Genomic DNA, 21,046 nt, shown 5'->3' on the forward strand with positions numbered 1-21,046 from the left:
AAACGGACGTATGTGTCGTAAAAGGCAAAGAACGCGTCTGAATTCATCAATCCCCGCCAAAGGCGAACGACAAGAATAGAGCCGTCGTCAACGAAAGCCGGCGGCGCCCCGAGTCAAGCCAAGCCTGGCGCGGCGCTGCGCAGGACCCCACTACGGAAACGTCATGTCGAACACACAGTCGTTTTTCACGCAGACTCTCGCCGAGCGCGACGCGCGCGTCCGCGGCGCCATCCTGAAGGAACTGGAGCGCCAGCAATCGCAGGTCGAGCTGATCGCTTCCGAGAATATCGTTTCTCATGCGGTGCTCGAAGCGCAAGGCTCCGTACTGACCAACAAATACGCCGAAGGCTATCCGGGCAAACGCTACTACGGCGGCTGCGAGTTCGTCGACGAAGTCGAAGCGCTCGCGATCGAGCGCGTCAAGAAGCTCTTCAACGCCGGCTATGCGAATGTGCAGCCTCATTCCGGCGCGCAGGCGAACGGCTCCGTCATGCTCGCGCTCGCGAAGCCCGGCGATACGATTCTCGGCATGTCGCTCGATGCGGGCGGCCACCTCACGCACGGCGCGAAGCCCGCGTTGTCGGGCAAATGGTTCAACGCCGTCCAATACGGCGTCGATCGCGAGACGATGCGCATCGACTACGACAGAATCGAGGAGCTCGCCCGCGAGCACAAGCCGAGCCTCATCATCGCCGGCTTCTCGGCCTACCCGCGCGTACTCGACTTCGCGCGCTTTCGCGCCATCGCGGATAGCGTCGGCGCGAAGCTGATGGTCGACATGGCCCACATCGCGGGCGTGATCGCGGCCGGCCGTCATCCGAATCCGATCGAGCATGCCCACGTCGTGACATCCACCACGCACAAGACGCTGCGCGGCCCTCGCGGCGGGTTCGTGCTGACGAACGACGAAGACATCGCGAAGAAGATCAACTCGGCTGTATTCCCCGGCCTGCAAGGCGGCCCGCTGATGCACGTGATCGCCGGCAAGGCCGTCGCGTTCGGCGAGGCGCTCGAGCCGAGTTTCAAGCAGTACATCGACAGCGTGCTCGCAAACGCACAGGCGCTCGGCGCCGTCTTGCGCGAGGGTGGCGTCGATCTCGTCACGGGCGGCACCGACAATCACCTGTTGCTCGTCGACTTGCGTCCCAAGGGACTGAAGGGCACGCAAGTCGAAGTCGCGCTCGAGCGGGCCGGCATCACCTGCAACAAGAACGGCATTCCGTTCGACACGGAAAAGCCGACCGTGACATCGGGCGTTCGCCTCGGCACGCCGGCCGGTACTTCGCGCGGATTCGGCGTGGCGGAGTTCAGCCAGATCGGCCGCCTCATTCTCGAGGTACTCGATGCGCTCACGCATCACCCGGACGGCCATGCCGAAACGGAGCAGCGCGTGCGCCGCGAGATATTCGCGCTTTGCGAGCGTTTCCCGATCTATCCCTCACGCGCCTAAGCACCGGAGCAAGCGATGTCCACTCTGCACGAGAACAGCATCATCATCGACGGCCTCAACATCTCGAAGTTCGATCAGTCCGTCTTCGAGGACATGCGCAAAGGCGGTATCACAGCCGCGAACTGCACCGTGTCCGTCTGGGAGAGCTTCGCGAAGACGGTCGACAACATTGCGCAGATGAAGCAACAGATCCGCGCGCACAGCGAAATCCTGACGCTCGTGCGCACGACGGACGACATCGCGCGAGCCAAGCGAGAGAACAAGACCGGCATCATCCTCGGTTTTCAGAATGCCCATGCATTCGAGGACAACCTCGGTTACATCGAGGCGTTCGCGGATATGGGCGTTCGCGTCGTACAGCTTTGCTACAACACGCAGAACCTCGTCGGCACCGGCTGCTACGAGCGTGACGGCGGGCTTTCGGACTTCGGGCGCGAAGTCATCACCGAGATGAACCGCGTCGGGATCATGGTCGATCTGTCGCACGTCGGCGGCAATACGTCGTCCGAGGCCATCGCATTCTCAAAGAAGCCCGTCTGCTATTCGCACTGTCTGCCATCCGGGCTCAAGGAGCATCCGCGCAACAAGAGCGATGCTCAGCTGAAGGAGATCGCGGATGCGGGCGGTTTCGTCGGCGTGACGATGTTCGCCCCGTTCTTGAAGCGCGGCATCGACGCGACGATCGACGATTACATCGAGGCGATCGATTACGTCGTCAACGTGGTCGGCGAGGACGCAGTCGGTATCGGCACCGACTTCACGCAGGGCTATAGCGTCGATTTCTTCGACTGGCTCACGCACGACAAGGGCCGCTATCGGCGCCTCACGAACTTCGGCAAGGTCGTCAACCCTGAAGGCATTCGCACGATCGGCGAGTTCCCGAACCTGACCGCCGCGATGGAGCGCGCGGGTTGGAGCGAGGGGCGCATCCGCAAGATCATGGGCGAGAACTGGGTCCGCGTCTTCCGCGAAGTGTGGGGCGCCTGACGCCGCATCGCAAGTTTCCCGATTCGTTTCTTAAACAAGGCCACTTCATGCAACCGCAACTGCCGATCGACGTCGATCCCGAGACGGGCGTCTGGACTACCGACGCGCTGCCGATGCTTTACGTGCCGCGTCATTTCTTCACGAACAACCACGTTGCCGTCGAGGAGGCGCTGGGCCGCGAGACCTATGCGGAAATCCTCTATCGCGCGGGCTACAAATCGGCCTATCACTGGTGCGACAAGGAAGCGAAGCAGCATGGCCTCGCGGGCATGGCAGTCTTCGAGCATTACCTGAAGCGCCTGTCACAACGCGGATGGGGGCTCTTCAAGATCATCGAGGCCGATCCGTCGCGCGCCCATGCACGAATCGAGTTGCGGCACTCTTCGTTCGTGCTCGCGCAACCCGACAAGCGCGGCAAGCTTTGCTACATGTTCGCCGGTTGGTTCGCGGGCGCCATGGACTGGGTCAACGATACGAGCGCCGGCGCACGCGGGCCGCGTTCGCAATCGAAGGAAACGCAATGCGCGGCCGAGGGCCACGATCATTGCGTGTTCGAGGTCTCGCCGCTCGCCTGAGCCGAGCGCGGGATTAGCTGTAAAGCCAGCTGTAAAGCGCGTAGAGCGCCACGACACGGCGCCTGGAAATTGCATTAGAGGTCGATCGAGATGCGCTACCCCAATCTGTTCAAGCCGCTGACGTTAAACACGCTCACGCTGCGCAACCGTATCGTGAGCACGGCGCACGCGGAGGTCTATGCGGAGCCGGGCGGGCTGCCCGGCGATCGTTATATCCGCTACTACGAGGAAAAGGCGAAGGGCGGCGTAGGCCTCGCGGTGTGCGGCGGCTCGAGCCCCGTCTCGATCGATAGCCCGCAGGGCTGGTGGAAATCGGTCAATCTCTCGACCGACAAGATCATCGATCCGCTATCGCGCCTCGCCGAAGCCATGCATCGTCACGGCGCGAAGATCATGATCCAGGCGACGCACATGGGCCGCCGCTCCGCATTTCATGGCGAGCATTGGCCCCACCTGATGTCGCCGTCGGGCGTCCGCGAGCCCGTGCACCGCGGCAACGCGAAGATCATCGAGGTCGAGGAGATCCGCCGCATCATCGGCGACTTCGCCGCGGCGGCCAAGCGCGTGCAGCAAGCCGGCATGGACGGTATCGAGATCTCGGCCGCGCACCAGCATCTGATCGATCAGTTCTGGAGCCCGCGCACGAATTTCCGCACGGACGAGTGGGGCGGCAGTCTGCAAAACCGGCTGCGGTTCGGCGTCGAGGTGCTGCAGGCGGTGCGCGAGGCTGTCGGCAAGAACTTCGTCGTGGGCTTGCGCATGTGCGGCGACGAGTTCCATGAAGACGGTCTGGATCACGATCAGTTGAAGGAGATCGCGCAAGCGATGTCCGAAACGGGACTCATCGATTACCTCGGCGTCATCGGTTCCGGCGCCGACACGCACAACACGCTCGCGAACTGCATGCCCCCGATGGCACTGCCGCCCGAGCCGTTCGTGCATCTGGCGGCGGGCATCAAGTCCGTCGTCAAAGTTCCGGTGATGCATGCGCAGAGCATCCGCGATGCGGGGCAGGCCGAGCGGCTGCTCGCCAGCGGCATGATCGACCTCGTCGGCATGACGCGCGCGCAGATCGCCGATCCGCACATGGTCATCAAGATCCGCGACGGCCGCGAAGACGAAATCAAGCAGTGCGTCGGCGCCAACTATTGCATCGACCGCCAGTACAACGGGCTCGACGTGCTCTGCGTGCAAAACGCCGCGACTTCGCGCGAGGCGACGATGCCGCACGTCATCGAGAAATCGCGCGGGCCGAAGCGCAAAGTCGTCGTCGTCGGCGCAGGCCCCGCGGGCCTCGAAGCGGCGCGCGTCGCGCGTTCGCGTGGGCACGACGTCGTCCTCTTCGAAAAGAGCACGGAAGTCGGGGGGCAGATCATGCTCGCCTCGAAGGCACCGCAGCGCGAGCAAATGGCGGGCATCGTGCGCTGGTTCGATATGGAAACGAAACGCCTTGGCGTCGATCGGCGTCTCGGCGTGGAAGCCGACGACAAGACGATCATGGCCGAGAAGCCGGACATCATCGTGCTCGCCACCGGCGGCCGTGCATTCTCCGATCAGGTGCCCGCATGGGGTGTCGCCGACGGGCTCGCGGTCAGCTCATGGGACGTGCTGTCGGGCCGCGTCGAACTCAAGCAGAACGTGCTCGTCTACGACGGCGTCAGCACCCACGCGGGCGCGGGCGTAGCCGACTACATCGCGAGCCGCGGCTCCAAGGTCGAGATCGTGACGCCCGACGTGAAGGTGGCGGACGACTGCGGCGGTACGACCTTCCCGATCTTCTACCGGCGCCTCTATGCGCAAGGCGTGATCCATACACCGAACTACTGGCTCGACCGCGTGTACGAGGAAGACGGCAAGAAGATCGCGGTGCTGCGCAACGAGTATACGGAAGAACTGGAGGAGCGCGCCGTCGATCAGGTCGTGATCGAGAACGGCTCGACGCCGAACGACGCGCTCTACTGGAAGCTCAAGGCGGAATCGTTGAATCGCGGCCAGGTCGATGTTCACAAGCTGTTCGCGGCCGAACCGCAGCCGTGCCTTGCCGAAACGCTCGGCAACGGCCGCTTCCTGCTCTTCCGCGTCGGCGATTGCATCTCGATGCACAACATCCACGGCGCGATCTACGACTCGCTTCGTCTTTGTAAGGACTTCTAATCATGAGCCCGGCGTTCATGATCACGGGGCTGCTCTGGCTGTCGATGGCAGGCCTCGCTTACGCACTCGCGCGCCGCGCGTCGTACTGGCGTCTCGGACGCGCCACGCCGGCCGGCATGTACGGCTGGACCGACTTGTTGAGGATCCCGAAGCGATATTTCGTCGACCTTCACCATGTCGTCGCGCGTGATCCGTATATCGCCCGCACGCACGTGGCGACGGCCGGTGGCGCAATCGCCGCGCTGGCGCTCGTCTTCGTCAACTATGGGCTGGCAATCTATTCGCCGTGGCTCGATCGGCTGATCGCCATCGCCGCACTGGCGATGCTCGTCGGCGTCGTATTCGTCTGGCGCCGCCGGCGCGATGCGAGCGCGATTCCCGCGAGGCTCTCGCGTGGCCCGTGGAATACGCTTCCCTGGTTGCTCGGCTCGTTCGCCATCGGCCTGGCGCTGCTGACGTTGTTGCCGGCAGCGGCAACGTCGGGCGCGCTCGCCGTCGTCATCGCTCTGCTGATCGCGACGGGCGCATTTGCCATGACGTTCGGTGCGGCGCGGGGCGGCCCGATGAAGCACGCGTTGGCGGGCCTGATGCATCTCGCCTTCCATCCGCGGCGTGAGCGTTTCGGCGCGGGCGATGCCGAGGCGTTCCCGCCGACGGCACTGAAGACGCCCGATTTGCAGGCGCACGAATACGGTGTCGCGACGCCGGCTACGTTCCGCTGGAATCAGTTGCTGAGCTTCGACGCTTGCGTGCAATGCGGCAAGTGCGAGGCGGCCTGCCCCGCGTTCGCCGCGGGCCAACCGCTGAACCCCAAGAAGCTCATCCAGGACCTCGTGACCGGGATGGTCGGCGGCACCGATGCCCAATACGCCGGCAGCCCGAGCCCCGGCATTCCGCTCGGCAAGCACGGCGGCAAGCCGGATCTGCCAATCGTCTCGGCGTTGATCGAAGCCGATACGCTCTGGTCGTGCACGACTTGCCGCGCTTGCGTGCAGGAGTGCCCGATGCTGATCGAGCACGTCGATGCGATCGTCGATATGCGCCGCAACCGCACGCTGACGGAGGGCGACTTGCCTGGCAAAGCGCCCGAAGTGCTCGCGAACCTGCGCGAGACGGGCAGCGCGGGTGGCTACGACATTGCGGCGCGCTATGACTGGGCGGTCGACCTGAACGCGCGTGTCGCCGCGCCTGGGCAGACGGTAGAAATCCTCGTCGTTGCCGGCGAAGGCGCGTTCGATATGCGTTATCAGCGCACGCTGCGAGCGCTCGTCAAGATCCTCAACGAGGCGGGCGTCGACTATGCGGTGCTGGGCGGCCGCGAGACAGATACGGGTGACGTGGCGCGGCGTCTCGGCGACGAAGCGACGTTCCAGCGCATGGCGAAGCGTCTGATCTCGACGCTCGACACGCTGACCTTCAAGCGGATCGTGACGGCCGATCCCCACGTGATGCACAGCTTGCGCAACGAATATCGCGCGCTCGGCAGGCAATACACCGTGCAGCACCATACTTCACTCATCGCTGAACTCGTCGAGAAAGGCAAGCTTTCGGCGAAGGCATCCGCCGCGCTGTCGGATAAGCGCATCACCTATCACGATCCTTGCTACCTGGGCCGCTACAACGGCGAAACGGAAGCGCCGCGGCGCGCGTTGAAGTCGATCGGCATCAAGGTCGTCGAAATGGAGCGCCACGGCATGCGCGGGCGCTGCTGCGGCGGCGGTGGCGGCGCGCCGTTGACCGACATCCCGGGCAAAGCGCGGATTCCCGATATCCGCATGGCCGATGCGCGGGCGATCGGTGCCGAAGTCGTCGCGGTCGGCTGCCCGAACTGTACCGCGATGCTCGAAGGCGTCGTCGGGCCGAGGCCTGAAGTACTCGATGTCGCCGAGCTCGTGGCGGCCGCACTGGAGTAAGCGCGATGAATACGATCAAGCGAATCGACCCGCGCAGGCCCTTCACGGTCACCCGCTCGGGACTCAAGCGGATCACGCTCGGCGAGGAATTCGTCGCGGGGGCAGCGGTCGACGGCGTGCTGCCGCTGCCGATCCATGGGGAGGCGAACGCGAAGCCGCGCCGTGCCATCGTCAATCCGGAGCGCGTCTTGCTCGTCGCGGCCCATAGCGATCGCGGCGCGCTCGATGAGCCGGCACGGCAGGCCATCGCCGCGGCGGCGATCGTCGCCGACGCGCGCACCGAAGTCGTCCTCGTGGTTTTCGGCGAGCTGAACGACGACGCCGCGGAGCTCGGCGCGGACAAGCTCATCGAGTTCCGCTCGCTCGGGCGCCCGGCGTTCGCGCCCGATCGTGAGCTCGAAGCACTTGATCGTTGCGTTGCCCAATGGAAGCCGGCGCATATCCTCATGCCCGACAACGCGACCGGCGATGGCGATCTGGGCCGGCGGTACGCGGCGCTCAAGCGCGCGAGCATCGCAACCCACGTTGTCGAGATCGACGCCGAGCATGTCGGCACCTACGTCGACGCGGGCAGGAAATACGCGACGCGGGCATGGCCCGATGTCATCCTTCTCGCGCCTGATGCTGTATCGGCCAAGCTGCCGTTCACGGGCGCGGGCGAATCGATCGATGTGTCGGACGCGAAGGAAGCCGGTGCTGCCGACGGGCGGATCGATTCGAGGCCGTATGGAGATCTCGGCACGAGTCAGCTCGATGCCGCCGACGTCGCGCTCGAGGAAGCAGATTTCATCATCTCGGCCGGCAACGGCGTCACCGATATCGCCGCGTTCGAGGGCTTGGCGCGCACGCTCGGCGCGGCAATCGGCGCGAGCCGCGTCGCCGTCGACAACGGGCATTTCACGCGCGACAAGCAAGTTGGCGCGACCGGCAAGACCGTCAATGCGAGCGTCTATATCGCCTTCGGCATTTCGGGCGCCGTTCAGCACCTGCAAGGGATCAAGGATTGCCGCCATGTCATAGCGGTCAACCTCGACGCGAGCGCGCCGATCGCGAAGCGCGCGAACTTGACGATCGTCGGCGATGCGCGAGAGACGATCGCGGCGCTGACCGAAGCGGTGTCCTCCGCCCGTGCGGCGGGCGTGTCCGGGGGCGAACCGCCCGCACACGGTAGGAAGAAACTGACGGAAGGAGTCGCGGCATGAGCGCAACTGCAAGGCTCGGACGAATCGCGGTACTTGTTTCGGTCGGGAAACATCGCGTCAGCGCAGCGTCGTGCTACAGCCGCAACGACGCGCTCGCGCTCGAAATCGGACGGCGGCTCGCGCGCGCGCACGACGCCGCACTCGACGTGTTGCACGCGGGCGACGCGGCCGACCCGGCGCTTCAAGACTATCTGGCGCTCGGCGCCGAGCGCATCGAAGTGCTCGAGTGCCGCGAGGGCGACGATGCGTCTGAAGCGCTGGCAAGACGCCTGCGTGGAACATCGCTCGTTCTCACCGGCACGCGCGCGGAAGGCGCCTACGATTCGGGGATGCTCCCCTATCGCCTCGCGGCGGAACTCGGCTACGCGTTGATCGATTCGGCGCTCGAAATCGCGATCGAAGGCGAGCGCGCAACGGTTACGCAGTTCATGCCGAAGGGCGTGCGCCGCCGTGTCCAGGCCGCGTTGCCGGCGGTCGTCGCCGTGCACCCGCAGGCGAGCGCGCAGCCTCGCTACGCCTATGCGCGAATACCCGACGGCGCCATCGTCCCCGAGGCCAAGCCGGTGCGCCGCGATATCGAGGCCGCCGAATGGCGCGTCGCGCCCGCGCAACGCAAGCCGATGAAACTCGTGGCGGCGGAGAAGCGCTCGGGTCACGCCCGGATGCTGATGGCCACGACAACCGAGAGCCGCGGCGGAAACGTCGTAATTGAAGGAACTTCGGTCGAAAAAGCGCAAGTCATCCTCGACTATTTGCGCGAGCATCGACTCGTGGACTACTGATGCCGCGGCCCGAGGGCCGGCACGTCGAGCACTCGAATTTGAACCAGGGACGTTACGAGGTCGGAGCAGAAATGAACGTATCCGCAGACATTCGCCAACTTGTCGAGCGGCGCAAAGAGGGCTACAGCCTCGAGGCGCCCTTCTATTCGAGCGAGGAGATCTTCGCGCTCGACATCGATGCGATCTTCCGCAAGCACTGGATCCAGGTGGCCGTCGAGCCGGACATTCCCGAGCCCGGCGACTACGTGACGATCGAAGTGGCGGGCGAATCCGTGCTCATCGTGCGCGATGACGACATGGCGATTCGCGCGTTCCACAACGTCTGCCGCCATCGCGGGGCGCGCCTTTGCAACGAGGAGAAGGGCACCGTCGGCAACATCGTGTGCCCTTACCACAGCTGGACCTACAACCTGACCGGCGCGTTGATGTTCGCCGAGCATATGGGCGAGAAGTTCGATCGCTGCAAGCACAGCCTCAAGCCCGTGCACCTGCAAAACCTCGCCGGACTCATCTTCATCTGCCTCGCGGACGAGCCGCCGGCCGATTTCGACGTGATGCGTGCCGCGATGGAGCCGTATCTGCTTCCGCACGACCTGCCCAATTGCAAAGTGGCGGCGCAGGTCGATATCGTCGAGGAGGGTAACTGGAAGCTCACGATGGAGAACAATCGTGAGTGCTACCACTGCGTCGCGAACCACCCCGAGCTGACGATCTCGCTCTACGAGTATGGCTTCGGCTACCAGCCGTCCCCGTCGAACGCGGAGGGGATGGCCGCCTTCGAGCGCGCCTGCGTCGAACGCGCCGCGGAATGGGAAGCGATGAGCCTTCCGTCCGTCGAGGTCGAACGTCTTTCGGACGTGACCGGTTTTCGGACGCAGCGCCTGCCGCTCGATCGCGGCGGCGAATCGCAGACGCTCGATGCAAAGGTTGCCTCGAAAAAGCTGCTCGGCGAGTTCAAGCGGGCGGACCTCGGCGGACTCTCGTTCTGGACGCAGCCGAACTCGTGGAATCACTTCATGAGCGATCACATCGTGGCGTTCTCGGTGATTCCGTTGTCGGCCGGCAAAACGCTTGTCCGCACGAAGTGGCTCGTGCACAAGGATGCGGTGGAGGGCGTCGACTACGACGTGGAGAACCTGACCGCCGTCTGGAACGCGACGAACGATCAGGACCGTACGCTCGTCGAATTCTCGCAGCGTGGCATCGGCAGCAGCGCTTATGAGCCGGGACCCTATTCGCCCTTTACCGAAGGGCTCGTCGAAAAGTTCTGCGATTGGTACATCAGGCGGCTCGGCGCTCATATCGGCGTATGACGGCCATCGGTAACGGCAACGGTAATCAAGAGGTAACTTCGATGATGCGAGACGCGCAAACCCTGGAGCCCGGAGAGAGCCGGCTCACGCGGCCCGCGTTCTGGAGCCGGCTTGGCGAGCGCTGGACGAGCGACGCCGAGGAGACGCTCGTCTGCTGCCAGGTCCGGCAGGAGACGCACGATGTGAAGAGCTTTTTCTTCATGTCGCGGGAAGGGCGCTCGTTCGCGTTCGAGCCAGGACAGTTCGTTACGCTCGAGCTCGACATCGAGGGCGAGACGATCAACCGGTGCTATACGATCTCGTCCGCGCCGACGCGCCCGCACACGATTTCGATCACGGTCAAGCGCGTGCCAGGCGGCAAGGTATCGAACTGGCTGCACGACAATCTGCGCCCCGGCGATACCGTCCGGATGCTCGGGCCCGCGGGCGAGTTCACCTGCGCGCGGCGCCCCGCCGGCAAGTATCTGTTCCTCTCCGCGGGCTCCGGGATTACACCGCTGATGTCGATGAGCCGGGCGTTTCACGAGCTCGGCGAGGACCGCGATATCGTGTTCGTCCACAGCGCGAGAACGCCGGACGACATCATCTTCGCGCGTGAGCTCGACCTGATCGCTGCCAACCAACAACGGTTTCGCACGTCGTTCGTCTGTGAACGGATAGGACAACGAACGAACTGGCATGGCGTGACCGGGTTCCTGAACCTGGCGCTGCTGAAGCTCGTTGCGCCCGACTTCATGGAGCGCGAGGTATTCACGTGCGGACCAGCACCGTACATGAAGGCCGTGCGCGATATGCTGGCCGAAGCGGGTTTCGACAACGCGCATTATCACGAAGAGAGTTTCACGTTCGGCGCACCGCCGGAGCCCGTTGCGGGCGATGCCATCTCGCCACCGCAGTCGTCGCCGGCGCAACCGGAGGAGACGAACACCGGGGCCACGTCAGCCGAGCGCTATGCCGTCTCGTTCGCGAAGAGCCGGCGCGACATCGAGTGCGCGGCCGACCAGCACGTGCTCGACGCGGCGCGCCAAGCCGGCCTGCGCCTGCCGGCCTCGTGCACGCAGGGTATGTGCGGCACGTGCAAGGTGAAGCTCGTGTCGGGACAGGTCGACATGAAGCACAACGGCGGCATCCGCCAACGTGAGATCGACCAAGGCATGGTCCTGCTGTGCTGCAGCAAGCCGCTCACCGACCTTGTCATCGAGAAATAGCAACGCAAAGCCCGCCCGGTCAGACAGCTTTCCTTTGCGCGCATCGCACAAGTCGTTTACAGGCAAGCGCGTGTCGCAAAGCGAACTCTTTCAAAATTATTGGCCGCTCAATGTAGACACTCCAGTATCGTTAGGAGACCTGATTATGAAACTGATGCAGAAATTGATGCTCACCCTTGCCGCCGGCGCGGCGCTCGTGAGCGCATTACCCGTTGCGGCCGATACGAAACCGACGATCAAGATCGGCTACGTCGAAGGCTGGGACGACAGCGTGGCGACGTCGAACGTGGCCGGCCAGATCATCGAGAAGCGCCTGGGCTATCCGGTCAAGCTCGTGCCCGTGGCGGCGGGCGTGATGTGGGGCGGCGTCGCGCGCGGCGACCTCGATGCGACGCTTTCCGCGTGGCTGCCTGCCACGCATGGCGCGTACATGTCCCAATACAAGGACAAAGTCGTCGATCTTGGCGCGAACTTCACGAATGCCAAGATCGGTCTCGTCGTGCCCGCCAACGTCAAGGCGACGACGATTGCGGACCTCGAGTCGGAAAAGGATGAGTTCGGCGGACGTATCGTCGGCATCGATGCGGGCGCGGGCGTCATGATGAAGACGGCCGATGCGATCAAGGCCTACAAGCTCGACTACCAGCTCATGCCGAGTTCGGGTAGCGCGATGACGGCCGAGCTCGCGCGCGACATGCACGCGAACAAGCCCATCGTCGTCACCGGCTGGGCGCCGCACTGGATGCTCGCGAAGTGGAAACTCAAGTTCCTCGACGATCCCAAGAAGATCTTCGGCGAATCGGAGCACGTCGACAACGTGATCAATCCCGAGCTCGAGAAGAAGGCCCCCGCGGTCGTGGCATTCCTCAAGAAGTTCCAATGGCAGCCTGGGCAGATCGAGAGCGTGATGCTGGAGACGGAAAACGGCGCGAAGCCGGACGCGGCCGCGAGCAAGTGGATCGCGGCGCATGGCGACGAGGTCAATGGCTGGCTTGCCGACGCGAAATAGCGCTGCGCCGGAACGCGGCCGGTCGGACGGCCCATGGGAGGTGCGCACCGAATTGGGGCGCGCCTCCCTTTTTGCATCAGAGGAGATAAGGAAGCCTTAATGTCGATTCGGCAAAATAGCGGGTGTCAACGTCTACCTGCAATTTCAAAGGAGAACACCAATGGCCGAACAGACATCGATAGTTGCTCAAGAGGCACAGGAGTGGGCTAGTAAGGTCCCTCAGGCGACGGCCGTATTCTGGCTCGTCAAGATCCTGGCCACCACGGTCGGCGAGACCGGCGGCGATGCGTTGTCGATGACGCTGAAGCTTGGCTATGCCACCGCGACGCTCGTTTTTCTTGCGTTTTTCGTCGTCACGCTTGGCTTGCAGATTCGCGCCAAGCAATACCATCCGGCTATCTACTGGGCGGTCGTCATCGCCACGACGACGGTCGGTACCACGACGTCGGATTTCTTCGATCGGACAGCGGGTTTTGGCTATGTCCTGTCTTCGGCGATTCTGCTCGTGGCGGTGCTCGCGATCCTCGCGGTCTGGCGCCTGACGGCTGGGCGAATCGAATACCAGCATATTCTGCGCCCTCGCGATGAAGTGTTCTATTGGGTCACGATTCTCGTGTCGAACACGCTGGGTACCGCGCTGGGCGACTTCACGGCGACGAGCCTCGGGCTCGGTTTCGAGCGAGGCGCGCTCGTGTTCGGGGGATTGCTCGTGATCGTCGCGCTGACATGGAGGCTCTCGAAGCGTATCCCGACCGCCGTGCTCTTTTGGGCCGCGTACGTGCTGACGCGACCACTCGGCGCAACGTTGGGCGATACGCTCACGAAGCCGCATGCCGAAGGCGGGCTCTCGCTCGATCGCATTTCCGCATCGCTGGCCATTCTGGCCGCGATGGCCGTCGTCGTCGCGATCCAGCATTTCACGCGTGACGACACGAAGCGCGTCGCTTCGGCCTCGTCCGAATGATCGTCGCTAGGGCGATTCGAGCTGCGCTCGCTCGATCTCTTGCGGATGCAGGCAGCGATAAGCGTCGAAGAGTTGCGAGCAAAGCGTTGCGAGCGCCTCGAGATTCACGGCCTGATCGGCGTGCTCGATCTCATTCGCGTTGAGCACGTCGTCGAGGATCGGAGCAAGGCGGCGCAGTTGCCGGAAGGTGGCGGAATCAAGTTTCATATTCGGGGTTCCGTCGCCGGACTGTGGAGCAGTCCTGGTTCTAGTCGGTCGCAAGGCATAACAGGCGCTCGAGCACATCACACTGCGCACCCGATGCAAGCGTTGCGACGAGCCGCTTCATCTGTCGGTGCATGCCGAGCCAGCATAGCGTGGACCGGTCGAGAAACGCCCTCCGTATTGTTATAGGTTGTTAGCGCAAAGGGCTGGCGTTACGAGCCGTTACATCATCGACATTACCGTTTCACCTGCCGGACGTATCGCGGCCTAGCATTGACTGCGTCACTCGAAGACAGCTGCAATCGAAAAGACGACAGGCAACAGGGAGAGATACGAACGAGATGCAGCGAAAGCCGGGTGTCGTGAGCAGGCGCACTGGGAGTTCGCCATCGCAGTGCGGAGCGGCGAGCACGCCTGCGTGCTTTGATCGTAAGGCTCGCCGCTCGAGGGAAGTGTTCGGCTATGTGCTACTGACCGCCCAACGGTTGCGGCCACTCTGCCGCGGGCCTGGCCGGTCTTTCCGTCGGCAGCGGCATAGCTTGATTGCCCGACTGCGTTGCACCGGGCGCCGCGCCGCCGATTCCGGTATTGGTCTGCGCCGCGCGACTCTCGGCGGCCTGAATGTCGTTCGGATATTGCGGGTCTTCGCCCGTCGCGGGGTTGTAACCCGCTTGCTCAAGACGTTGCAGGTCGTCGCGTACTTGTGCACGCGTAGCGGGTCCGTTCGACTGCTGCGCAAGTGTGACGACAGGTGCGAGAAGCGCTGCGCAAATGATGCCGGTTCGAATAGCGATATTCATGATCGTGCCTCCAGGTCGCTGATGCGACTGCTCACGGCGATGAGCAGCGGTGACAAAAAGGATAGTGCAGCAACCTTAAGGCCCAATTACGATCTGGCGGATTCGATTTGGATCGTTTTACCGAACGTTACGACGGTAGAAAGTGACGTCGGTTTCCGTCAACCGATCGAAAGCATGAACGACGAACGAAGGAGGCGGGTGACCCAATCGATGGAACGGTGCGCTTACTTCTTCGGCAATCCCTCGAAGGCCTCGACGGAAATCATGGCTGCCGCGTTGGCCGGCGCCGGACGCTCAGCGGGCCGGAACACCGCATCTCCACGTCGAATCGCTCGACGTGAAACGATGCAGGTCCCCGAAGCATTGGCCGAGCGACGGCGCCAGCGCTGCTCACCGTAATGGCAGCGGCCCGGTTCTACCCAGCGAATGACGAGCGTGTTTTCAGACTGTTCGAGAATCTGGATCTGGACGCGGCTAAGATCGGGAGCGGGGGATTTTTTGGTCCTCATTTCTGTTCCTTGAAACGAGCCCCCTTAATGTATTCGCCCGAAGCGGTAAGAACCATCGCCATATCATGAGAAACACAATTTTGCATTTCGCAACAATGGCGTCTAGAGCAGGCCGATTTGTCCGATTGTTCGCAAATCTTGCTCAATTCCGCCGCATTTCGCCGTAATTGTCTGGTCCAACGTTGCCATCGATGTTGTCATGTAGGGCTAATTCGGCTTGACGACGTTGCCCGCATCGGTCAGGGGCACATCATTGCAATTCGTCAACACAGTGTTTCGGACACGCTCCCACCGCTGGGGCCGGCCGTTACAGCGATTGCAACCCATGCTTGAGCGTCGGCAGGATCGACGCGACCAATAACGCCGCCATTGTCCAGTTGAAAGCGCGCAAAACCGCTGAACTCGACAGCAGTCGCCGGACTGCGACGCCGAACGCCGCCCAGACGGAGACGCTCGGCAAATTCACGATCGCAAAGGCAATCGCAAGCGAGACTGCATTGATCAGCAGATCGTCGTTGAGCCGAAACGCCGTCACGCCCGTCAGCGCCATCATCCAGGCCTTGGGGTTCACCCATTGAAACGCCGCCGCCTGAAGGAACGTCATCGGCCGCTGGTTGGCGTTCGAGACCGACAACGAGCGCGACGTCGCAATCTTCCACGCTAGATAAAGCAAGTAGGCGACGCTTGCCGCCTCGAGCGCGGCGTAAAGACCAGGCACGCGCTCAAACAGCTGGCCCAGCCCGAGCCCGATCGCCACCATCATCACCGTGCAGCCGAAAGTGATTCCGGCCATATGCGGCAATGTCCTGCGAAAGCCGAAGTTGACGCCGGACGCCAACAGCATCGTGTTGTTCGGGCCGGGGGTGATCGACATCACGAGCGCGAATGTCATTGCTGCGGGCAGGACGGCATAAACAGTGGGAGGCATCGGCGGCTCGTTGTTATCGATGATCGGGATGACCGCAGTCTATCCATTCGGACCGGTACGGTACCGATACGGTTGATCGCATAAATATCAGTACGGCCGCGCCGCTCGCGTGGCAAACCGTCTGGAAACCGCGCCAGGCATGGCCCTTGCGCGAGCAGCCGCCTTTTTGCGCGTCTTACCGTTCCTTACGGGTAAACACTGATCATGTAGCTGGATTACTTGCATAAGATAGGACAATATGAAATTTGGCTACATGGCTCGAGTCGTCGGCTGATCGTCCAGGCCTCGCCAGCGAAGTTGCAATCCCCTGCATCAAGGTTGCCGGTGCCTGCCTGGCGTCCGAGGCGGTCAATCCGTTGCCAGCGAAATCCGGTGCTGTCCAGATCAACGCACATGGAGAGACACATGCAGGTCAATCGTTGGCCAATAGCGTTGCTGTTGGCGGCTGTCTGCGCTAGCGCCCATGCGGGCGACAGCGACAATTCAGGACTTCCCTTTCCGCATTCGCCGGCATCGCCCGGTGCAGATTTCGCCGCCCACCGGCGCGCGGAGAAACTGCTCGAGCAGATGACGCTCGACGAAAAGCTGCAGATGATTCATTCGGAGTACGAAATGAGTCAGGTGCCGGGGGGCGGGGCGGGTTACATCCAGGGCGTCCCGCGCCTTGGCATTCCGAGCCTCGACATGGTGGATTCGGCAACGGGCTCTGGCAGCACCACGCAGCCGAGCACGACCTTCCCGGCCACGATCGCGTTGGCGGCAAGCTGGGACCGTCCGCTCGCTTATCAGTTCGGTGCCGTGATCGCAGAGGAGTTGCGCGCACAAGGATTCGCGATGGGGCTCGGCGGCGGCACCAATCTCGCGCGCGAGCCGCGCGGCGGCCGACTCTTCGAATACCTCGGCGAGGACCCGGTGCTGGCTGGCGAGATCCTGACGGCGCGGACGTTCGGCACCCAAGACCACAAAGTCATTGCGACGATTAAGCACTACGTCGGCAACGAGCAGGAAACAGGGCGCATGGGCGGAAACAGCCAAATCGACGAGCGCACGCTGCGAGAGCTCTATCTGCTGCCGTTCGAGATGGCGGCGAGAGTGGCGCGCCCCGGCAGCGTCATGTGCAGCTACAACCGTGTCAACGGAACGTACTCATGCGAGAACTCGCACGTGCTCAGCGACATCCTCAAGCACGAGTGGGGCTTTCAGGGGCAGGTGCAGTCCGATTGGGGCGCGACGCATAGCACGGCAAACGCCATCAATGCGGGCCTCGACGAGGAAGAGGATGTCGGTCCAACCGTCTATCTGACGCCGGCCCTCGTCAAAGACGCGCTTAGTACCCATGCCGTCTCGCAGGAACGGCTCAACGATATGGTGCGGCGCAAGCTGTACGTGATGATCCGCACGGGCGTGCTCGACGATCCGCCTGCCGGCGGTGCGCCGATCGACTTTTCGAAGGCCAATGCATTTGCGCAGGCTGCCGAGGAGCAATCGATCGTGCTGCTGAAGAACGACAACGGGCAATTGCCGCTCGCCGCGTCGGGGCTCACGCGCATTGCGGTTATTGGCGGCCATGCCGATGCCGCGGTGCTCACGGGCGGAGGCTCGGGTAACACGCGCGACCCGGTGACAGGCTCGTTCGCCGGATGCGGCGGCTTGACGTTCGGTTCGTCGACAGGCTGCAATTGGTGGACGAACCCGTGGCTCAAGCTCGACGTGCCGATCGTGAACGCGATCCAAGCCTTGGCACCGACGGCCCAGGTGAGCTTTGCGGGCAACAGCGATCAACAGTCGCCGTTCAGGGCGTACACGCCGCAAGAGATCGCTCAGGCGGCGGCGCTGGCGGGCCAGTCCGACGTCGCGATCGTCGTCGTGGCGCAGCCGGCGGGCGAGGATTTCGGAGACTTGTCGAGCCTCGGTCTTGCCAATCCGACGAATCAGGATCAGTTGGTCGAAGCCGTCGCGAGCGCCAATCCGCATACGATCGTGATCGTCGAAAGCGGCAATCCCGTGTTGATGCCGTGGAAGGATCAGGTCTCCGCGATCGTCGAGGCATGGTATCCGGGCGAGGGCGGCGGGCGCGCGATCGCGAACGTGCTGTTCGGGAAGGTCAATCCCTCGGGCAAGTTGCCGGTCACGTTCCCAGCGCATGACCAAGATACGCCGACCTGGGGCGTCGACGGCACGTTCGCTACCGATCCCGTCTACTCCGAAAAGCTCGACATGGGGTACCGCTGGTATGACGCGAAGAACATCGCGCCGCTATTCGAGTTCGGTCATGGCCTTTCGTACACGCACTTCAGCTACTCGAATCTTTCGGTCAGATCCGGGCTGGGGCACACCTTGACAACAAGTTTCACCGTCAAGAACGATGGCCGTGTCGCCGGCGCGGAAGTGCCGCAGGTCTATCTCGGTGTCGATTACAGCGGTGAACCGCCGAAGCGGCTAGTCGGTTGGCAGAAGGTTTATCTACGACCGGGTGAAGCAAGAGAGGTTCGAGTCACGATTCCGGAGCGAATGCAGAGTGTGTGGGATACGGCGAGCAACGGATGGAAGTACGTGCCCGGCAGCGCGGTTTATGTGGGCGCCTCGTCGCGAGATATCCGCCTGCAGAGCCGATAAACGATCGATAAGCGGCAGCGATTGACATCCCGCGATTGGCAAGCGCCGGCTACTGCGCCGGCGCTCGCCATTGGAGCGCAGCCATTTCGCCTTCGGCAAAGACCAGCGCGAGTGGTAGCTCAAACGGTGGGCGTGGCGGTCACGGCGACGGTGGAGGCCGTGGCGGTGGTCACCACGAAACGCAGCCCGATCAATCGATCGCCGCATGCGCGCCGACATCCGTCGAATACGCACCGGGCTTGCGAATCAGAATCAGCAACGGGATGACGAGGAGCGTGGCGAAGAACATCAGCTTGAAGTCGTCGAGGTACGCGATCATTGCAGCCTGCTGAGTGATTCCGCGGTCGAGCATGGCGATGTCCATTCTCGAGCCGGATGCGAGCAGCGGCTGTACGGCGGGGTTGAAGGCGGTGATGTTCGCCGCGAGATCGGCATGCGATACCTGCGTGTAACGCGTCATCAGTGTCTGGACGATGGAAATGCCGATACTGCTGCCGATGTTGCGCATCAGGCTATAGGTGGCTGTGCCGTCTGCGCGAAGCTCGGCCGTCAGCGTCGAGAAGGTCAGCGTGCTGAGCGGCACGAACACAAGGCCGAGCCCGAATCCTTGGACGACGCCGGGCCAAACGATGTCCGACTCCGAGAGCACAATGGTGTAGTGCATCATCTGCCACAACGCGAACGCCGAGATCAGCATGCCCGCGAGCAACATCAGCCTCGAATCGATTCGCTTGAGCAACTTCCCGGCAATCAACATGGCGATCATCGTGCCCGCGCCGCTCGGGGCGGTAACGAGCCCGGCTGCGGCGACCGGATAGCTCATCAGATTCTGCAGCATCGGCGGAACCAGAGCACGGGTCGCATACAAGACAGCGCCGACGATAAAAATGAAGAACGTGCCGACCGCGAAGTTCGGATCGCGCAGCAGTTCGCGCTTGAAGAATGAGACCTTGCCCGCCGTTGCGGTATGCGCGATGAAAAACGCAAAGCTGATCGAGGCGATCAACGCCTCCGCGACGATTTCCTTCGATCCAAACCAGTCGAGTTGCTCGCCGCGGTCGAGCATCGCCTGCAGGGCGCCGATGGCGAGGGCAAGGGTAGCGAAGCCGAAGGCGTCGAACGTGACTCCGCGCCGCGGCGCTCTCGCGGGCAAGAACGCCGCGACGCCGGCGAGCGCCATGATACCGATCGGCAAGTTGATGAAGAAGACCCAGCGCCACGAATAGCTGTCGGTCAGCCAACCGCCGAGCGTCGGGCCGAGAATGGGGCCCACCATCACGCCCATTCCCCAGATCGCCATAGCCTGCCCTTGTTTCTCACGCGGATTGATGTCGAGCAGGATCGATTGCGAAAGCGGCACTAGCGCCGCCCCGAAGACGCCCTGCAGCAGTCGCGAACAGACGATTTGCGCGAGCGTCTCGGACAAGCCGCAACACGCCGAGGCGACCGTAAAGCCGGCGACCGAAATCGTCAGCAGCCGCTTCACGCTCAGGCGGTCCGATAGCCAGCCGGTGAGCGGCGTGGCGATTGCAGCGGCGACGATGTACGAAGTCAAGACCCACGTGATCTCATCCTGCGAGGCCGAGAGGCTCCCCTGCATATGAGGCAGCGCGACGTTGGCGATCGTGCTGTCGAGCGTCTGCATGAGCGTCGCCAGCATGATCGAGACCGTCAGCATGGGCCGATTCAGCGGGCGGCCCGCTTCAGTCGCGGAGGACGTCTGTATCAATGAACTCTCCTATCAGACTCGCTGGCCTGTAGGCGCCCCGCGGCGAGTGCGATTTCTGGGCTGGCGCAGTGTCCGCCACTGGCGCGACGATCCAATTCATAAGCATGCTTATTATATCCCGGCTCATCGATGGCCGGAATAGCACCCTCGGCAAGCCGGTCTGACCCGTTCCCCTATAATCCGCGCATGGACAAAAGCTACGAAAGCCGGCTGGGCTTCCTGGTGACCGACGTGGGGCGCCTGTGCGGGCGCCTTTATGACAAACGCGCTAAGCGGCTCGGGCTTACGCGCGCGCAGAGCCGCGTGTTGGCCTATCTGTCTTGGAAGGGCGAGATGAATCAGGCGCGCCTCGCCGAACTACTCGAGATCACGCCGATTTCATTGACTCGATTGCTCGACCGAATGGAAAGTTATGGGTGGATCGAGCGCGCGGCGAGCGATGGCGATCGGCGTGCGTTCACGATTCGACTCACGCGTAAAGCGCGGAGCATCTTTCCGCGCGTCCTCGAGGTCGGCGACGAAGTTGCCGAGGAAGGGTTCAAAGGTATGTCGCCCGCTGAGAGGGACACCTTGATCCGTCTGTTACAGCAGGTGCGGAGGAATTTCGTCGAAAGCATCGGCGAAGGTGTCGAATAGGCAGCTCACAACGTGGTCGGTTTCGCGGCCGCTCGCGGCCGGTATGAACGACTACCCGAATTCATCG

The 21,046-nt window shown here is 63.1% G+C and carries 18 protein-coding genes; 13 read left to right on the forward strand and 5 right to left on the reverse strand.

The window, feature by feature from the left end; translation table 11 throughout:
- Positions 1-163: 163 nt before the first annotated feature.
- From AB4Y31_RS29180 to AB4Y31_RS29230, 11 genes are all read left to right on the forward strand, one after another.
- Positions 164-1,450 carry a serine hydroxymethyltransferase gene (locus AB4Y31_RS29180; RefSeq protein ID WP_368677030.1) on the forward strand — a complete coding sequence of 429 codons (1,287 nt, stop codon included), beginning with the start codon at positions 164-166 and terminating at the stop codon, positions 1,448-1,450.
- Positions 1,451-1,465: 15 nt separating this feature from the next.
- Positions 1,466-2,437, forward strand: a complete 972-nt coding sequence (locus AB4Y31_RS29185) for a dipeptidase (RefSeq protein WP_107148646.1) — start codon at positions 1,466-1,468, stop codon at positions 2,435-2,437.
- 47 nt (positions 2,438-2,484) lie between these two features.
- Entirely contained in the window at positions 2,485-3,012 is a 528-nt protein-coding gene (locus AB4Y31_RS29190) for a DUF5943 domain-containing protein (RefSeq protein ID WP_368677031.1), read from the forward strand.
- Between the two features lie 90 nt (positions 3,013-3,102).
- Positions 3,103-5,166 carry an FAD-dependent oxidoreductase gene (locus AB4Y31_RS29195; protein ID WP_368677032.1) on the forward strand — a complete coding sequence of 688 codons (2,064 nt, stop codon included), beginning with the start codon at positions 3,103-3,105 and terminating at the stop codon, positions 5,164-5,166.
- A 2-nt stretch (positions 5,167-5,168) separates the two neighbouring features.
- Positions 5,169-7,079, forward strand: a complete 1,911-nt coding sequence (locus AB4Y31_RS29200; protein ID WP_368677033.1) for a (Fe-S)-binding protein — start codon at positions 5,169-5,171, stop codon at positions 7,077-7,079.
- A 5-nt stretch (positions 7,080-7,084) separates the two neighbouring features.
- Positions 7,085-8,281, forward strand: coding sequence for an electron transfer flavoprotein subunit alpha/FixB family protein (locus AB4Y31_RS29205; RefSeq protein WP_368677034.1), 1,197 nt, complete (start codon positions 7,085-7,087; stop codon positions 8,279-8,281).
- Positions 8,278-9,063, forward strand: coding sequence for an electron transfer flavoprotein subunit beta/FixA family protein (locus tag AB4Y31_RS29210; RefSeq protein ID WP_368677035.1), 786 nt, complete (start codon positions 8,278-8,280; stop codon positions 9,061-9,063). The genes AB4Y31_RS29205 and AB4Y31_RS29210 overlap by 4 nt, the downstream gene beginning before the upstream one ends.
- Positions 9,064-9,134: 71 nt before the next feature.
- Positions 9,135-10,376 carry an SRPBCC family protein gene (locus tag AB4Y31_RS29215; RefSeq protein WP_026229958.1) on the forward strand — a complete coding sequence of 414 codons (1,242 nt, stop codon included), beginning with the start codon at positions 9,135-9,137 and terminating at the stop codon, positions 10,374-10,376.
- 41 nt (positions 10,377-10,417) lie between these two features.
- Positions 10,418-11,584 (forward strand): FAD-binding oxidoreductase, encoded by a 1,167-nt coding sequence (locus AB4Y31_RS29220; RefSeq protein ID WP_368677036.1) that lies wholly within the window; start codon positions 10,418-10,420, stop codon positions 11,582-11,584.
- A 145-nt stretch (positions 11,585-11,729) separates the two neighbouring features.
- Positions 11,730-12,593, forward strand: coding sequence for a glycine betaine ABC transporter substrate-binding protein (locus AB4Y31_RS29225; RefSeq protein WP_368677037.1), 864 nt, complete (start codon positions 11,730-11,732; stop codon positions 12,591-12,593).
- A gap of 160 nt (positions 12,594-12,753) precedes the next feature.
- Positions 12,754-13,557, forward strand: a complete 804-nt coding sequence (locus AB4Y31_RS29230; RefSeq protein WP_368677038.1) for a hypothetical protein — start codon at positions 12,754-12,756, stop codon at positions 13,555-13,557.
- 6 nt (positions 13,558-13,563) lie between these two features.
- Here the strand turns inward: AB4Y31_RS29230 and AB4Y31_RS29235 are convergent, their stop codons facing one another.
- The 4 genes from AB4Y31_RS29235 to AB4Y31_RS29250 form a co-directional block, all read right to left on the reverse strand.
- Positions 13,564-13,764: a hypothetical protein gene (locus AB4Y31_RS29235; RefSeq protein ID WP_368677039.1), complete on the reverse strand. Its 201-nt coding sequence runs from the start codon at positions 13,762-13,764 to the stop codon at positions 13,564-13,566.
- A 464-nt stretch (positions 13,765-14,228) separates the two neighbouring features.
- On the reverse strand, positions 14,229-14,561 hold the full coding sequence (locus AB4Y31_RS29240; protein WP_368677040.1) for a DUF4148 domain-containing protein: 333 nt from the start codon (positions 14,559-14,561) through the stop codon (positions 14,229-14,231).
- Positions 14,562-14,785: 224 nt separating this feature from the next.
- The gene (locus tag AB4Y31_RS29245) at positions 14,786-15,070 is read right to left on the reverse strand and encodes a DUF3331 domain-containing protein (protein ID WP_107148637.1); all 285 of its coding nucleotides are present in this window, start codon (positions 15,068-15,070) and stop codon (positions 14,786-14,788) included.
- 307 nt (positions 15,071-15,377) lie between these two features.
- Entirely contained in the window at positions 15,378-15,998 is a 621-nt protein-coding gene (locus AB4Y31_RS29250; RefSeq protein WP_368677041.1) for a LysE family translocator, read from the reverse strand.
- Between the two features lie 405 nt (positions 15,999-16,403).
- Between AB4Y31_RS29250 and AB4Y31_RS29255 the strand changes: the two genes are divergently transcribed.
- Positions 16,404-18,614, forward strand: a complete 2,211-nt coding sequence (locus tag AB4Y31_RS29255) for a glycoside hydrolase family 3 C-terminal domain-containing protein (protein ID WP_368677042.1) — start codon at positions 16,404-16,406, stop codon at positions 18,612-18,614.
- A 190-nt stretch (positions 18,615-18,804) separates the two neighbouring features.
- On the opposite strand, the gene AB4Y31_RS29260 is transcribed toward AB4Y31_RS29255, so the two are convergent.
- On the reverse strand, positions 18,805-20,292 hold the full coding sequence (locus AB4Y31_RS29260) for a DHA2 family efflux MFS transporter permease subunit (protein ID WP_368677060.1): 1,488 nt from the start codon (positions 20,290-20,292) through the stop codon (positions 18,805-18,807).
- A 237-nt stretch (positions 20,293-20,529) separates the two neighbouring features.
- Here AB4Y31_RS29260 and AB4Y31_RS29265 point away from each other — a divergent pair, with 237 nt between their 5' ends.
- Positions 20,530-20,979, forward strand: coding sequence for a MarR family winged helix-turn-helix transcriptional regulator (locus tag AB4Y31_RS29265; protein ID WP_368677043.1), 450 nt, complete (start codon positions 20,530-20,532; stop codon positions 20,977-20,979).
- Positions 20,980-21,046 lie beyond the last annotated feature (67 nt).

The organism is Trinickia sp. EG282A, from assembly GCF_040965455.1.
Lineage (GTDB): Bacteria > Pseudomonadota > Gammaproteobacteria > Burkholderiales > Burkholderiaceae > Trinickia > Trinickia symbiotica.